The organism is Pseudarthrobacter ribosi, from assembly GCF_055412865.1.
This window is the reverse complement of sequence record NZ_JBVAYZ010000009.1, coordinates 42,615-58,371: the sequence shown is the minus strand read 5'-3', so window position 1 is coordinate 58,371 and position 15,757 is coordinate 42,615. Positions and strand designations below refer to the sequence as shown.

General features: G+C 66.9%; 8 protein-coding genes. All 8 read left to right on the top strand.

Annotated features, from left to right (window positions below; translation table 11 throughout):
- The first annotated feature begins 242 nt into the window (after positions 1–242).
- The 8 genes from ACZYZ5_RS11435 to sufU all read left to right on the top strand — a co-directional run bounded on the left by ACZYZ5_RS11435 (position 243) and on the right by sufU (position 15,497).
- Complete coding sequence (locus ACZYZ5_RS11435; RefSeq protein ID WP_463901844.1) at positions 243–845, top strand: 50S ribosomal protein L25/general stress protein Ctc; 603 nt, start codon at positions 243–245, stop codon at positions 843–845.
- Between the two features lie 107 nt (positions 846–952).
- The gene (pth, locus tag ACZYZ5_RS11430) at positions 953–1,549 is read left to right on the top strand and encodes an aminoacyl-tRNA hydrolase (protein ID WP_463901843.1); all 597 of its coding nucleotides are present in this window, start codon (positions 953–955) and stop codon (positions 1,547–1,549) included.
- Positions 1,550–1,728: 179 nt separating this feature from the next.
- The gene (locus ACZYZ5_RS11425) at positions 1,729–4,473 is read left to right on the top strand and encodes a helix-turn-helix transcriptional regulator (protein ID WP_463901842.1); all 2,745 of its coding nucleotides are present in this window, start codon (positions 1,729–1,731) and stop codon (positions 4,471–4,473) included.
- Positions 4,460–7,168 (top strand): LuxR C-terminal-related transcriptional regulator, encoded by a 2,709-nt coding sequence (locus ACZYZ5_RS11420; RefSeq protein WP_463901841.1) that lies wholly within the window; start codon positions 4,460–4,462, stop codon positions 7,166–7,168. Before ACZYZ5_RS11425 ends, ACZYZ5_RS11420 begins: the two co-directional genes overlap by 14 nt.
- 908 nt (positions 7,169–8,076) lie before the next feature.
- Positions 8,077–10,821, top strand: coding sequence for a helix-turn-helix transcriptional regulator (locus tag ACZYZ5_RS11415; protein ID WP_463901840.1), 2,745 nt, complete (start codon positions 8,077–8,079; stop codon positions 10,819–10,821).
- Between the two features lie 99 nt (positions 10,822–10,920).
- Entirely contained in the window at positions 10,921–13,554 is a 2,634-nt protein-coding gene (locus ACZYZ5_RS11410; protein WP_463901838.1) for a LuxR C-terminal-related transcriptional regulator, read from the top strand.
- 155 nt (positions 13,555–13,709) lie between these two features.
- Positions 13,710–15,014 (top strand): SufS family cysteine desulfurase, encoded by a 1,305-nt coding sequence (locus ACZYZ5_RS11405; RefSeq protein WP_463901908.1) that lies wholly within the window; start codon positions 13,710–13,712, stop codon positions 15,012–15,014.
- A gap of 12 nt (positions 15,015–15,026) precedes the next feature.
- A complete protein-coding gene (gene sufU, locus ACZYZ5_RS11400) occupies positions 15,027–15,497 on the top strand; it encodes a Fe-S cluster assembly sulfur transfer protein SufU (protein ID WP_463901837.1) in 471 nt (156 codons plus the stop codon).
- Positions 15,498–15,757: the final 260 nt, after the last annotated feature.

Genomic DNA, 15,757 nt, shown 5'->3' with positions numbered 1-15,757 from the left:
CGGCCGACCGCCCGCGCGGGCACGTTTTCCTGAAACCGTGCCCGCGCTGGTAGCCTTGTACCGAAACCTTGGCGAGGGAGAGCGCCGGTAAGCCGTGTTCACGGCTCACCGGACTGCTGGTCTCCGTTATCGACTGGGTCTGAATCTCCCTTCGGAAGGGCGGCCTCACGGCCACCCGGCGTTGAAGGTCGCAAACAGACCTCCGCCCTTGCTGACCACCGCTAGTCCACTAGGAGATCCCCATGTCTGAGCAGAAGCTCGCAGCAGAAGTACGCACCGAATTCGGCAAGGGCTTCGCCCGCCGCGCCCGCATGGTGGGCCTGATCCCGGCCGTCATCTACGGCCACGGCGCAGAGCCCATCCACATCACCCTCCCGGCGAAGTCCACCACCCTGGCCGTCCGCCGTGCCAACGCACTGCTGACCCTGGACATCAACGGTGAACAGCACCTGGCCCTGGTCAAGGACATCCAGCGGGACCCGATCAAGCAGATCATCGAGCACCTCGACCTCCTGACCGTCCGCACCGGCGAAAAGGTCACCGTCGACGTTCCCGTGCACGTCACCGGCGAGCTGGCCCCGGGCAACGTGTTCAACCAGGAAATGACGACCGTCTCCCTCGAGGCCGAGGCAACCCACCTGCCGACCGCCGTCGAGGTCAGCATCGAGGGCCGCACGGCCGGCGAGCACATCCACGCTTCCGACCTGGTCCTGCCGAAGGGCTCCGTCCTGCTGGCCGACGCCGAGGCCCTCGTCGTGCACGTCTCCGAGGCCACCGAGGTCTCCGAGGAAGAAGCATCCGCCGACACGACCGAAGGTTCTTCGGTCTCAGACGCAGCCGAGTAGTTCCGGCGATTTTCGGTGGCCGGGTCCCGTTGGGGCCCGGCCACCGTCGTCTGCACCGCCTGCCCACCTGCCGCCCGACCCGGACTGCCGCACCAAAGGACTGATCCATGACTGACACCTGGCTGATCGTCGGCCTCGGGAACCCCGGAGCCGAGTACGCCCACAACCGGCACAACGTCGGACAGATGGTCCTCGACGAACTCGCTTCCCGGATCGGGAGCGGCTTCAAGTCGCACAAGTCCCGGGCCCAGGTCATGGAAGGCCGCCTGGGCATCGGCGGCCCGCGCGTCGTGCTGGCCAAGCCGCTGAGCTACATGAATGTCTCCGGCGGCCCGGTCTCGGCGCTTTGCAAGTTCTACGACATTGAGCCCGGCCGCGTCATCGCCGTGCACGACGAGATCGACATTCCCTTTAATACGGTCAAGCTGAAGCTGGGCGGCGGCGAAGGGGGCCACAACGGGCTGCGCGACATCTCCAAGGCCCTTGCCACCAAGGACTACCTGCGGGTCCGGGTCGGCGTGGGACGCCCTCCGGGCAGAATGGACACCGCAGACTTTGTGCTGAAGGATTTTTCCGGTTCGGAAAAGAAGGAACTGCCGTTCCTGATCGACACCGCGGCGGACGCCGCGGAAGCCCTTGTCCACGACGGCCTGATGGCGGCGCAGCAGCAGTTCCACCCGGCGAAGACGCCGCAGCCGGAATAACCCTGGAACTTCCACCGCGGCGGAGCGCGTCACGCACCGCCGCAGACCCTCGGATTTCTTCCAAGCTTCCGGAAATGCCGATATGATCGCTCTACTCTCATGTCGGGGGATAGGGATACGCTACTTCTAAGCGGACGGTCTCAGGCTTGCTGTCCGCAAGGCGGTACGAAGGAAACAAGATGTCGAGGGATTCACTGGGCTGGGGGAATGTTTCCACTACATTGGCACCCGCCGAAGAAGGCACTGTAGGCGGTCCACTGGACCGGCACAGGTGGTCAGGTCTCGCGCGCAGCGCCGACGCCGACCGGGTTCGCAGAGCCCTGCTCGCGGAGGACCGCGTGGGCGTGGTCATCACCGGTGACCGCGGGGTGGGGAAAACCCAAGTGGGACGCGCCGCGATCGCGGGCTTCGGACCCGACGTCTACACCCTCCAGCTCCGCAGCTCCGGACCGGGCTCTGCTACGCCCTATGGTTGCCTGGCCTTCACGCTCGCCCGCCTGCCGCAAAGCTCCCTTGGCTCGCCGACAGCCATCCTGCACGGCATCACGTCCCTGATCCGCGACGACGCGGCCGGACGCAGGTGTGTCATTCTGCTGGACAACGCCGGATCCCTGGACGAGTTGAGCACCGGGGTGCTGCTCAACCTGGTGCAGACCCGGACCGCGCGGCTCGTTGCCACCGTCCAGCGCACAACGGACCTTCCTCCGGACTTTTACTGGCTCATCACGTCCGGACAGCTGGCCGAGGTCCGGCTCGCCAACCTCACGGAGGTCGAAACCCTCGAGGTGCTCCAGGCAGCGCTGGGGCACCGGGTGTCCAGCGCCCTGGCCAGCCAGCTGCACAATCTTGTGGGCGGCAGCCCGACCCTGCTGCAGGCCGTGGTCTTGGAGCAGATCGAACGGGGCAACCTCGTGCTCTCAGGATCCGTCTGGACCCTGGTGGATGAGGTGGTCCTGGACGGGCGCACCGCACTGGAAGACATCGTCCGGGCCAGGTACGCCCGCGAAACACCGGTGGCCCGGGAACTCATTGAGGTCCTGTCCTGTGCCCGCACCCTGCCGTTGGCTCGGCTGGCGCGGATGTACGGCCCCGGCGTCATCGCGGACATGGAAGATGCGGGTCAGATCGTGGTCGACCGGACGGGCCGGCACCTCGTTTCGCTCGGGGACCGCTATCTGGGCGACATCGTCCGCAACTGGCTCAGTGTGGAGCGCAGGCTGGAGTTGCGGGACAAAGTGCCCGGGCACCAGCAGGACGAGCTCAACGAGCTGACCGTGGAGGACCTGCTGGCCTACGCGGCCTGGACCCACGACTGCGATGCGCCCCTGGCGCCCGCCCACGCCGTGGCCGCTGCCGGAGCCGCTGTCCGGCTTTTCGACCCGAAATTCGCGCTCAAATGCGCTGGCAGCCTGAGCCCGAAGGATCCGGAATGGACCGAGGGCCAGCTGCAGAAATCCGCAGCCTACCTTCAGCTGGGGCTTCCCTTGCAGGCCATGGCGGCCCTGGACGATGTGTCCGAGGCACAACTCGGCGCCCTCGGCGCGGAGGCATACGCGGAACTGATCGCCGCGAAGGCGGACTGCATGTCCTGGCTCCAGGACCGGGCCGGTGCGGTCCCTGAGCTGATCCGGCAGGCCAGGCTGCGGCTCCGCGAACTCGCCGGGGGGCTGCCGACGGCGTCACCGAAAGGGCTGACCCGGGCCCGGCTGTGCCTGGACCTCTGCGAGTTCAACTACCTTTCCTTCGTCGGCGACTACGCGCCCATGATGGACCGGCTCAGTGCAGCGGCCGCCTCGGACGTGGACGACGTCGATCCCGTGCACCGGCTCAGATCAGGCATCATCCTGATGGAGGCCCTCTGCATGACGGGCAAGGAAGTCGAGGCCCGCAGGCTGATGCGCGAGATCGGCGGACAGCTGGGGGAATGGTCCAACGTTCCGCGGATCCGGGAAAACTATGCGTGGCGGTCCTTCAACGTGCTGCTCCTGTCCGGGTACTGGCGCCAGAGCATTGACATGCTCAAGGACGCCAGCGGCCGGGCCGGCCACGGGCTGCATTCCGGCAGCGCGCCGACTGATCTGGCTGTCGGTCTCGCCTATGTGTACGCGGGCCGCGGCTACATGGCCCTGGACCCGCTCCTGGCCGCGATCGCGCAGCTTGAAGTCCGGGCCAGCCTGCACTCGCTGCGGCAGGCGTATGCAGCCACCGCCTTTGCCTACGCCCAGACCGGCAACTCCGTGCAGGCCACCGTTTACCTGGACCGGGCCCGGTCAGCGGACGGTCCCGCGCGTTTCGCGGTCCGAAGCTCCGCGGATTTCTGCATGGACATGGCCTCGCGGTGGCTGGGGGATCCGGAGGCGAAGGACCGGCTGGTGCGCGCGGCCGAGGAACATCACCGGGCGGGCCGGTACACTCTGGCCGGCATCTTCATGCTTGGCGCGACGGTCAACGGCACCACCAAGGATTTCCAGTTCCTGGAGGACATCGCGGCGTTGCGTCAGGGGCCCCTCGCGGAGCTGTCCCGAACCATTGCCGTAGGCAGCCGTAAGAAGGACGCCGCCGTTATGCTTGAGGCTGCCAGCCAGGCCGCGGCCATGGAACTCGACGCCGTCCAGGCCAGATGCGCAGCCCTCGCCTTCGACTTCGCCAAGGCCGCGGGGCTGAGCGGGAAGGCCAGCGCCGCCCATGCCATCCTCGAGGGCCTCGCGGATTCCCTGCCGGCGCTGCCCATCACCCCCAGGAACAAGGGGCCGCTGCTCACGGACCGGGAGCGGCAGATCGCCACCCTCGCCGGCAACGGGGTTTCCAACAAGGACATTGCCCTGGCCATCGGCATTTCTGTGCGGACAGTGGAAGGCCACCTTTACCAGGTGTTCACCAAGCTGGGAGTTTCTTCGAGAAGTGATCTGCTTGGACTCATCTAGGAACCGCGCGGCCGCCCCCGAGGCGGCGGAAGCACCCAAAGCCCCGACCGGGCGGGTAGAGGACCTGCGGTCAGCGGTGGAGGCCATCCAGGGGAGCACCCACGTGGCAGTTCTGCTGCTCGGCGACAGCGGGATCGGCAAATCCACCCTCCTGGACGCCGTGGTGGCCGAACTGCAGCCGGCCGTGACGCCCGTCCGCATCCACGGCAGCCCCTCGCTGGCGAACGTGCCCTACGGCGTGCTGGGTCCGTTTATTGTCGGGCTGCCCGTGCAGGAGGCCACCTCGCAACTGGCGGTGCTCAGGACCTTCTGGTCGCGGCTGGAGGAAGAGCGCCGCGCTTCCCAGAAGCCCTTGCTGCTGGTCGTCGACGACGCCCATGACCTTGATGAGGCGACCGCCGGAATCCTGGTGGAACTCGCCGCCGCCGGCTGGGCGAAACTGCTTGTTGCCTCGGCCACCAGGCCGGGCTTGCCGGAACCGCTGCTGCAGCTGTGGTTTGAGGGTATAGCGGAACGCCTTGACCTCCGTCCCCTGACCCAGCAGCAGACCTACGACATCCTCGATCACACGCTGGATTCCCAGATCCTGCCGAGCGTTGCCGAAATCCTCTGGAAAGCTTCCGAAGGCAACCCACTGCTGCTCAGCGGTCTCATTGACGACGCGAAGAGCGACGGCACGCTGCTGCAACGCAACGGGGTGTGGCTGCTCACCCGTCCGCTCAACAGCCACGGTGACCGCTTGACCGACGTCGTGCGCCGGCAGTTGCTCCGGCGCTCCCCGCAGGAACGCCAGGCGCTGAACCTGATTGCCCTGGCGGAGCCGGTGTCCCGCGACTTGATTGAAGCCACGGTGGGCGAAGACCCGGTTGCGGCCCTCATCGAACACGAGATGATTCGGGTTACGCCGGCACCGCACCCGCAATTGAGGCTCTGGCACTCCATCTACGGCGACACGCTGCGCAACCTGATTTCACCGGCCCGCAGCCTCCAGCTCCGGCAGAGCCTCCTGCGGCTCATGGACAACGAACCGACATCGGCAGAAGGCTTGCTGCGCCAGGTGAGCTGGTCGATTGAATGCGGGGCGGAGGTTGACGATCGGCAGCTGCTGCGGGCAGCCGTGCTGGCCAGCCGGCTCCGCGAGGATGAACTGGCACGCAAAGCCGCCGCCCTGGTCAAGGACCCCGAGTTGCAGGTGACTGCACGGGCCGTGATGGCACGGACCTACTTCAACACCTCGGACTACGCGTCTGCCCGGGACATCCTCGATGCCGACTTCGCCAAGGGCCTCAGCGTGGCTGTCCTGCTCACGGGAACGATGATGTGGGCTGCGGTGCAGGCTGCCCTGGGCCAGGCGCCGGCCGACATCATGGACCGTGCCGGGGCTCTCCTGGAAGCGGCGGAGCAGCTGGCCCGGGACAACCCGGACGATGCCGAGCGAATCCTCGCGGAAACCCGGGAACGCTATGCCACCATTCACGCGATGGTGTTCGCGCTGGCGGGGGAATACCCGGACAGTGCCGGCATGGAAGCCGAAGGGGAGTCCGGCGCTCAGCTTCCGCCCAGCAACTCCTTGGAGGTTGCGTTCCGGCTGGCGCTGACCTCGGAACGGCTTCTCGTGCAGGGCAAGGCGCTCCAGTCGTTCGCCGCGGCGTCCGAGGCTCTGGAAAGCGCGGGCGGCGGATACGACGAACTGTACTTCCTCGCCGAGTTCCTCGTAGCGAGGGCAGCGGCGGCCGTGATCCACGGTGGCGACTGGGAAGCCGCCGAAAACCTCCTGGCCGGTGTCACCGCCGGACCGGGACGCAACCTCAACCCGTTCGACGGCGGAGTCCACGCCGCACAAGGCATCATCCTGCTATACCAAGGCAGGGCCGCTCAGGCCGTGAACACCCTCAGCGCGGCCCTGGAATCACTGCGGCTCGCTGATCCCCAGCAGCTCTTCGCCCTCACGTCCTCGATGGCCTTCGCCGCCGCCGCCGAAGTCGGAGACAAGTCCAAGGCCGGGGCATTCCTCGCCGACTACGAAGCCGCTCCGCGTGCGGTGTCACGCTACCTGCGCAACCTCTCGCAGATGGCAGTCATCTACGGAAAAGCCCGACTGGGGAACTACCCGGGCGCCGTCGACGAGTTGCGGGCGCTGGGCCGGCCCCACGGCGACGATTCCACGGCAGGCCTTGAGTTCGACTCGCTCGCCTTCTGCCTGGCACTGGGAGACCGGGACGCGGCCACCCGCCTGCTGGAACTGCAACCGGAACTGGAAGGCCCCCGGGCCGCCGCGATCTGCCGCTATGCGGCGGCGGTCAGCGCCGACCTGGCCGCCGACTATCTGGAGGCTGGCAAAAGCTGCGAAGACGCCGAGCTGTGGGGCTTCGCGGCACTTGCCTATGATGCAGCTGTGGCTGGCTACCGGGCAGCCGGCGACACACTGCGGGAACGCATGGCAATGTCCCAGCGGAAGCGGTGCCTGGACAGGGCAAACAGCATCGCCGGCCAGGAACAGGACGCCGACGCCGACGCCCTTGGCCTGCTGACGCGCCGGGAGCGCGACATCGTGGCGCTGGCGGTTCGCGGCCTGAGCGACCGCCAGATTGCCGCCGAGCTGCAGGTATCCATCCGGACAGTCGAAGGCCACCTGTACCGCAGTTACGCCAAGCTCAATATCAAAGGCAGGGACCAGTTGCCGGGAGTATCCTAGCCAGCTAGCTGGCTCCGGCCCTGTTTGCGGCCCGGCTGTTTCCGTCCCTCAGCCCTGCTGCCCGCGGCGGCCCGGTACGGACAGCGGGCATCAAGCCTTTCCCTCCCGCCGTGCGTAGCTCCGGGGGGCCGGCAAGTAGGCATCGGGCTGTCCGGGTATGGTGACCGCGTAGTCGGACCGCACAAGCGCCGCGAGCCGGACGCCGTGGCAAGTACCCTCGACGACCGGTTCAAACCGAATCCGCCACGAATTCGAGTACGGACTACCGGTGCGGGGTAGGCGTCCGAGTCGCTAGATTGTATTCAGGCACCAGGAACCACCTGAAAACCACCTGACGAAGGACTTTGAACGTGGAGCCATCAACGCGGAAGTGGCCCGGGCAGATCGATGAAGCTGCCAGGATCGCCTGCGTGGGGAACGATGGTCCGCACTGGTGCAACAGACTCTACAAACGCTCCTAATAGGTCTCCCGAATGGTTCCCGCCACGTGCGTGAACCCCTTTGACGGAGCCGACGGCGTCGGAACCTTCTGAGACCGAGGTTCCTCCCCCCAGCCGCCGTCGGCTCCCTAAGTTTTCAGTGGCCCAGTCCTGGCTCGGCCGCCCGCAGGCCGGGCGGCCGTGCCAGAACTGTGACGGCACGGAACAGGATCACACCGGGGCGCGGCAGCTTCCCAGGCCCGCGGCGACACGCACGCCAGCCGTGACAGACCCGTATGACGCGGCTACGGGCCGGTCCGACTACTTGGTTCAGAACACTTTCCGGCGCGCGGGTCCTGAGTACATCCACGTAGTTCAGGTCCCGCCCTCTCGTTGGTAATCGAGTAGCACTTACGCATCCGCAAATTTCCTGCTGTCAATAAGTTGGACGTATCGGTAGTCATTACTTTGATTGCGAAGGTCTCTCTCATGTTTCAGCAAGTAGCCGGCCTGCCTGTGGGCAGCGGCAGAACAGATGTGATTTCAGCCGTCCAACGTCCGGGGAAAGGGCGGACCGAGAAGCTCTACGCACGGCACAAAATAGTGGAAGACGTGGTGGCAGCGCTGACGTCGGGGTCGGGTTGCGGAGCTGTGCTCGTGGGGGAACACGGGACTGGAAAGTCCTTCATCGCCCAGCGGGCCCTCGAACAGCTGGGAGACGACTATCTGGTCGTCCAGGTCCGGGGCAGTTCCATTTCGTCCAAACTCCCGTACGGTGCCTTGAGCGTCCTGCTCAACGAACTCGACGCCTCCCACCTGGAACACCCGCTGATGGTGCTGCGCGGGTTGACTCAGCTGCTTCATGCCCGGGCCCAGGGCCGCAGTGTCGTGCTGTTTGTCGATAACGCCCATGACCTCGATGAGCTCTCCACCATGATGGTTGCCCAGCTCTGCGCCGGCGGCCACGTCCTGCTGCTCGCAGCATGCGTTGACCTGCCCAATCTGGGCAGCGACATCATGGGACTCTGGAAGGACGATCTGCTGCGCCGGGTGGACCTTGGCCCGTTCGATTTCCGTGAAACGGCCGACAGTCTTGCCCGGGAGTATGGCGGGCACTTCTCACACACCGCGGCGCGCGCCCTCTGGAACGCCAGTGGCGGAAACGCGCTCTTCCTGCACTCCCTGGCACGGGAACAGATCAAGCTCGGAACAATTGTCCGACACCAGGATTCCTGGGTTCTGGGGGGCAAACCGGTGGCTCTGGCCGGTGAGATCCGGGATGTGCTCAAGGCACGCCTGAACCGGCTCAGCCCCGGCCAGCGCGATGTGTTCGAGCTGTTGTCGCTTGCCGGAGCGTTGCCCCTGCAGACCCTGATGATCGTGTCCCGGGCGCAGGACATTGACACGCTGCAGGAGCGGACGCTGATCCGCGTCAACCATGACCACCCGCCCATGGTGAGCATCGCCAACCCGGTCACGGCCGGAATCGTTGCCAGTGTCGTGCCGCCCGGCCGCAGTGCGGAGCTTCGCCGCCGGCTGGGAGCTGTGCTCCAGGACCAGGACCTCGACAAATGCGCGGGGTCCACGGCCGTCGCGTGGGCCTTGGACTGCGGGGAAGAGGTGGACGCCAGGCTGGCCCTGGCGGCGGCCCGCATCGCGAACAAGGCATCCGACCCGCAGTCCGCCCTGAGGTTTGCCCGGGAAATCGCGGGCGGGGAGAAACTGGTGGAAGTGGCCGTTGAATCTGCCCGGGCGTTCATCGCCCTGCACAACGTCGAGGCCGCCCGCCGCATCCTGGCTGACGTTGAACAGCGGACCGGTGAAGGACTGGCACTGGAGGAGTGGGCCTCGCTGCAGCTGATGTGGGCTGAACTGGACCGGCGCAGCCCCGCAGCACCGGCCAGCGCACTGGCAAGGCTGCAGGAGATTGAACTGCGGCTCACGGTGGCCGGGGATGCCGGGGATGCCGGGGCGGCGCCGGGTCCGCTGGCCGAGCGGGTACGCCTGGCCTATGCCGAGCTGGCCACCTTCGAAGGCCGGTACGGCGATGTCCTGCAAATGTTCGAGGACGCGGATTCCACCGACCTCGGCAGCGAAGCGAAGATCATCGCCGCGAGCCTGCTGTGTGAGGCGAGGGCTGTCACCGGCGACGTCCTGGGAGCGGTGGGGCTCGGCAGGCAAGTCATTCAGGCCGCTGGCACCCTCGACCTTTCCGACGCGTCGATCCGGGAAATCCGTGGGAGGCTCCTGTTGCTCCTGCTGTTGTCCGCGAAGTTCCGGGAGGCAGCAGACTTCCTGGCCGACGCCTCGGAATCCTGGGACCAGCAAGCCCGGCTGGGCGGCATGTTCGAGATCGGCCAGGGGATCGTGGACCTCCATCGCGGCCATCTCACGGGGGCCGTCCAGCGGCTGCAGTCCGGGGTCTGGCAGCTCAGCGTGCACGATCCGGACGCTGTTGCCGGACTCGCAACCGCAGCCTGTGCGTACGCATTCGCGCTCCAGGGCGATGAGGAAAAAGCAGGCGCCCTGCTGGTGGACGTCGAGGAGCAGCAGCCCCGGGCATCGTGGCTGGTAAACCGCATTACCCGGTACTTTGAGCTGTCTGCCAAGGCGGAAATCGGCCAGAAGACAGAGGCCCTCCGCGCGCTGAAGCTGGAAGCTGACATCGACACTGACGCGTCGGCGCTGGCTACCGGACTGCAGTTCCTCTCAGCAGTGGCCCGGCTGGGAGACCGCCAGGCCAGCCAGAAACTCAGCGACCTTGCGGAACAGGTCACCGGGCACTTCGCCGGCCTGTGCTCTCGGCTTGCGGAAGGGCTGGCGGATGCCGACAGCGAGGAATTGCTGGCGACGTCCAAGGACGCCGACGCGGCAGGCCATGCGGTCTTCGCCAGGGACGTGACCAGGAAGGCGGTCAGCTGTGCCAACGACGCCGGGAACCGTATTTCCCTCCGGATGGCCCAGCGCACGCAGCAGTCCCTGGAAGACCGGTTCGGCAACCCCAGGAACGGCGTGCTCTCACTGCTGACCTCCACGTTGACAGCCCGGGAATCGGAGGTGGCGGTCAGGGCGGCCGCGGGTACGTCCAACCGAAAGATCGCGGACGAGATGCACGTTTCTGTCCGCACCGTTGAGGGTCACCTCTACCAGGTGTACGCAAAACTCCACGTCGCGAGCAGGTCGGAACTCAAAGATGTCATCTCCGGACCAGTGGAACACGCCCGCCTGGGCTGACCGACCCGGCGCCCTCACCTCCGGGCGGTCGGGGCGGACCCGGCACCCACGTCTCCGGTCGGCCCGGGAGCCGACGCGTGGCCGCAGGGAGGACAACAGGTGGAGAGCCTGACGGAGTCCGCCACCCTGGTGGGCCGGGCCGGCGTCGTCAAGGACATCGTCAGATGCCTGCGCGACGGCGGGAGCTCCGGTGCCCTCATCGTCGGCAACCCGGGCACCGGGAAGACCGCCGTCTCCCGGGCGGTCATCCGGGAACTCCAGCCCCACACCGCCGTGATCCGGCTCGCAGCAACATCGACACTGTCCGCCGTGCCCTTCGGCGCGCTCTCGCCCTACCTCGGCGAACTGCCCGCCCAGGACCTGGATTCCTATGCCGCCGTTGTCAAAGCCGTGACGGACAGCATCAAGTCCCAGCCCAGCAAGCCGCTATTCGTGATCGATGACGCCCAGTGCCTGGACCGCGGCACGACGCAGCTCGTTGCGCAGGCGGTCGCTACAGGTGCTGCCAGCGTCCTGGCCACATGCCGGCCGGGTTTGCTGATTCCCGAGGAATTCCTGGCCCTCTGGGATGACGGGATCGTTGCGAAGTTTGACCTTGAGCCGCTCACCCGGACCGAGGTGCACCAACTCTGCGAGCAAGTGCTCCGCGCCGATGTCTCGCCGTGGGCCAGCGCGCTGTTCGCCGATGCCTCCGCCGGAAACCCGTTCATGCTGCTGTCCCTCATCGAACACGCCCGGAGCACAGGGGCCCTGGCACTGCGCCACGGCATCTGGTTCCTCATCTCATTCCCCGGCCTGGCCGATATTCCGGTAGCTGACCTGATCGGTCACGAACTGCGGTCGATGTCACCCGAGGAAAGGACCGCCGCCGCGATAGTGGCCCTGGCCGGACCGCTGCCGCTGGGCCAACTATTGGGCTTCGGCGGGCCGAAGGCTGTCGACTCCCTGGAACGGGCCGGGATCATCAGCGTCTCACGAGGCGCCGACCGGACAGTCCGTCCCGCGAGTCCTCTGATCGGAGAGATACTTCGCCGATGGGTTCCGGCGGGAAAGAGCGCGGGATTGCGTGCCAGCTTTGTCTCACTTCCTCCGGGAGGGCCGGTGTCCCCGGCCGCATTTCTGAACCGGGTTCGGTGGGCGCTGGACTGCGGAGCCGCCGTGCCGCCGGACGAGCTCCTCAGAGCGGCGTGCACAGCCAACGCCGCCCTCGACGCCCGGTCCGCGATGCGAACCGCGGAGGCCATTTCCGATGTTGCGAAGCTGCCCGAGGCCCGCTTGCAGATCGCTTACGCGCGGTACCTGCTGGGCGACCGCCAGCAGTCCGCCAAATTCCTGCAGCTCGCGGAGCCCATGTCGAACGACAACGCCCGCTATCTGGCCGCCCTGCTCTCGGCCCGGCTGTCGGGACGAACGACGACGCCGGGGACCGGCGCGGCCGGAGCCGGGCCGTCGTGGCTGGAGCTGGCCGCGATCGCGCTGGCAGCGGGGATCGCCGCTGGCAGCAGCCAGCCGACCGCGATCCAATCTAGCGGCAGCCAGGAGGACCGTGAGGGCGGGCTAAGCAGGCTGGTGGTGGCCGCCGGGGATCGGCAGGAGCTCAAGATCCCGGCTGAGTCGCTGCTCGCCGAATTGCTCTGCGCCAAGGGCCGGGTGGTGGACGGCCTGGGGCTGGCCCGGGAGGCCTGGCAGGGCGCGCGAAGCGCCAGCCTGGCGTTGCCCCTCGTATATGAAGACCTTCTGGTGCGCTACAGCCTGAGCCTGAACTGGGCCGGAGAATGGGAAGCTCTCGCCGCAGCCCTCGATGAGTACGAGGCGGACTATCCCTCGCGGCTGCTGCTCAGCGGTGGCATCCTGCACCTGATGAGAGGCCTCGCCCGCGTCCGCCAGGGGCGCATGCCGGAGGGAATTGCCGAACTCACTCTGGGCGTCGAGGATCTCACGATTGCCGATCCCTGGGAATTGTTGCCCTTTGCCCACTCGGTCGCAGCATACGCTGCCTCCGTAGTGGGCCACGCGGGGGAGGCCGAGGAGCACGCGACCGCTTTCCGACTGTCCCGGTACCGCGGGCCGGGGGCACTCCCGTTGCTCGCCGAGGCGTACTCGACCGCGGCCGGCGGAGCGCCGGGCGGTGTCGCCGAGGTCAGCAGGAGGCTCGGCGGCCTGGCGGAGGAGGCCAGGCGGCAGGGTTTGCTGGGGATTGAGACAGACATCAGGCGACTGGCCGTGCGCCGCGGGGACACGGCGGCCGCGGAAGGTCTTGCCCGGAGCAGCCTCGCGGTTGAGGGGCGGGAGGCCGGCATGCTGCACGACTACGCGCTCGCGGTGCTTCACGCTGACGACGCCGCACTCGTCAGGATCAGTGACAAGGCGCTGCGGGCCGGCTATGTGCTGCTGGCACTCGAAGCGGCGCAACAGGCGGAACGATGCCTCGCCGAAAGCACCGACAAGCGGAAACTGCTGGCTGTCCAGCGCAAGATCCAGAACCGGATGACTGCTGCCGGCATGCCTGCCCACATTGACCTGGTCCGTCCTGAGCAGGATGCCGAACTCACCGCCCGGGAAACCGAAATCCTGGACCTGGTTTCCGGCGGAGCCACCAACGCGGAGATAGCCCAGCAGCTCTGCGTGTCCCAGCGGACCGTGGAAGGACACCTCTACCGGGTGTTTGCCAAACTGGGCGTCAGCCGCCGGGTCGACCTCATCGACACCGGCGGCGATTCGCACCGGCCCTGAGGTCCCACCCCCCAGCGGGACAACACGGGACAACACGGGACACCACGGCCCACCACGGAGCTTCGCAGAATTACCGGCAGAATCCGGTGCGCCGTTCCGTGGGATGATGGAAAGTAGTCCATTTCACCCGATCCGAGGAGGCCAGCGTGGCTTTTGTGCCGACGTCAGAGTCCCGGGCCCTGCTTTCGCCTGCCCTGAACGACGACGAAGTGTTGCGGATCCGCAATGACTTCCCCATCCTCTCCAGGCCCATGGGCGGTCACCCTCTGATCTATCTCGATTCCGGGGCGACCTCGCAGAACCCGATCAGCGTCATCGAGGCTGAGCAGGAGTTCTATGAGCAGCGGAATGCCGCCGTTCACCGCGGCGCGCACCTGCTGGCCGTGGAAGCTACGGAGTCGTTCGAGGACGCCCGCGAGACCCTGGCTGCCTTCGTCGGCGCGGGCGCCGACGAGATCATCTGGACCTCCAACGCCACCGAGGGCCTGAACCTGCTCAGCTACGCGTTCCTCAACTCGTCCCTGCCGGGCGCCCCCGGGCCGGCGGCACGATTCGCCCTGGGAGCCGGCGATGAGATTGTCGTCACCGAGATGGAACACCACGCGAACCTCATCCCGTGGCAGCAGCTCGCGCAGCGCACCGGTGCGAGACTTCGGTTCATCCCCGTCGACGATGCCGGTGTGCTGGACCTCGACTCCGCCGCCGGCCTTATCGGACCGGCCACCAAGGTCCTCGCCTTCAGCCATGCCTCGAACGTCCTGGGCACCATCAACCCGGTCAAGACCCTTGTGGCGATGGCCCGCCAGTTCGGTGCACTGACCGTGCTGGACGCCTGCCAGTCAGCTCCGCACCTGCCCCTTGACGTGAAGGACCTGGGCGTCGACTTCGCGGTCCTCTCGGGCCACAAGATGCTGGGGCCCACCGGCATCGGCGTGCTGTACGGCCGGTCGGATCTGCTGAACGCGCTGCCGCCATTCCTCACCGGGGGATCGATGATCACCACGGTGACGATGGAACGCGCTGCCTTCCTGCCCGCCCCGCAGCGCTTCGAAGCGGGGACCCAGAAGGTTTCCCAGGCCATCGCACTCGCCGCGGCGGCAAACTACCTCACCGAGACGGGCATGGACCGCGTTCACGCCTGGGAATCCCTGCTTGGGCAGCGCCTCGTCGAAGGCCTCTCATCGATTCCCGGCATCCGCGTCCTCGGGCCGGCCCCCGGAGAGGAACGGATCGGCCTCGCTTCCTTCGATGTCGCCGGTGTGCACGCGCACGACGTCGGACAGTTCCTGGACAGCAAGGGGATCGCCGTCCGGGTGGGCCACCACTGCGCGCAGCCGCTGCACCGGCGCCTGGGCCTGACGGCCAGCACCAGGGCCAGCACCTACCTGTACAACACAACGTCTGACGTGGATGCTTTCCTCGCGGCTGTCGCCGGGGTCCGAGCCTACTTTGGAGCCTAAGGACTTTTCCGCATGAGCCTTGAACAGCTGTACCAGCAGATCATTCTGGAACACGCGAAACTCCGTACCGGCAGCGGGCTGGCGGAGGCGCCGGTTCCCGCGGGGGCGACGTCCGGGCAGTCGCACCAGCTCAACCCAGTCTGCGGGGATGAGATCACGGTCCGCGTGGCGGTGTCCGACGGGAAGGTCGCCCAGCTGCGCTGGGACGGCGAGGGTTGTTCGATTTCGATGGCCTCGGCTTCGGTGCTCGCCGACCTGGCCGAAGGAATGGACGTCGGCAGCTTCACGGCGGTGATCGACAATTTCCGCGAGGTCCTGCGGTCCCGGGGGAAAGTGGCCGCGGATCCCGAGATCCTCGGCGATGCGTCTGCCTTCGAGGGCGTTGCCAAATACGCCGCCCGGGTCAAGTGCGCCATGATCTCCTGGGTCGCGGCCGAGGACGCTCTTCGCCAGGCAGGGGCCCAGCGGACCGTGACGGACTGATCACAGAAAAGCCCCGGCCGAGTAGCATCTCGACCGGGGCTGTCGTAACAGTGTGAGGAATTATCCACTGCTACTGCGGATACGTGACCATGATTCCCAGGATGAGAACCAGAAGGGTCAATGCTGTATACATTGACCAGTTTTGTCCACCGGGTTTGCGATGGTTGCCGTGCCACACACGCTCCATTCCGTCCATGCTCATGGGGCGATTCAAGTCCTGTCGGACGGCTTCGAACAGCGTGTTGTCCACTCAACTCACC

Coding starts and splice junctions, on each gene's coding strand:
- sufU (WP_463901837.1), top strand. CDS start 15,027: ATGAGCCTTGAACAGCTGTACCAGCAGATCATTCTGGAACACGCGAAA.
- ACZYZ5_RS11415 (WP_463901840.1), top strand. CDS start 8,077: ATGTTTCAGCAAGTAGCCGGCCTGCCTGTGGGCAGCGGCAGAACAGAT.
- ACZYZ5_RS11435 (WP_463901844.1), top strand. CDS start 243: ATGTCTGAGCAGAAGCTCGCAGCAGAAGTACGCACCGAATTCGGCAAG.
- ACZYZ5_RS11425 (WP_463901842.1), top strand. CDS start 1,729: ATGTCGAGGGATTCACTGGGCTGGGGGAATGTTTCCACTACATTGGCA.
- pth (WP_463901843.1), top strand. CDS start 953: ATGACTGACACCTGGCTGATCGTCGGCCTCGGGAACCCCGGAGCCGAG.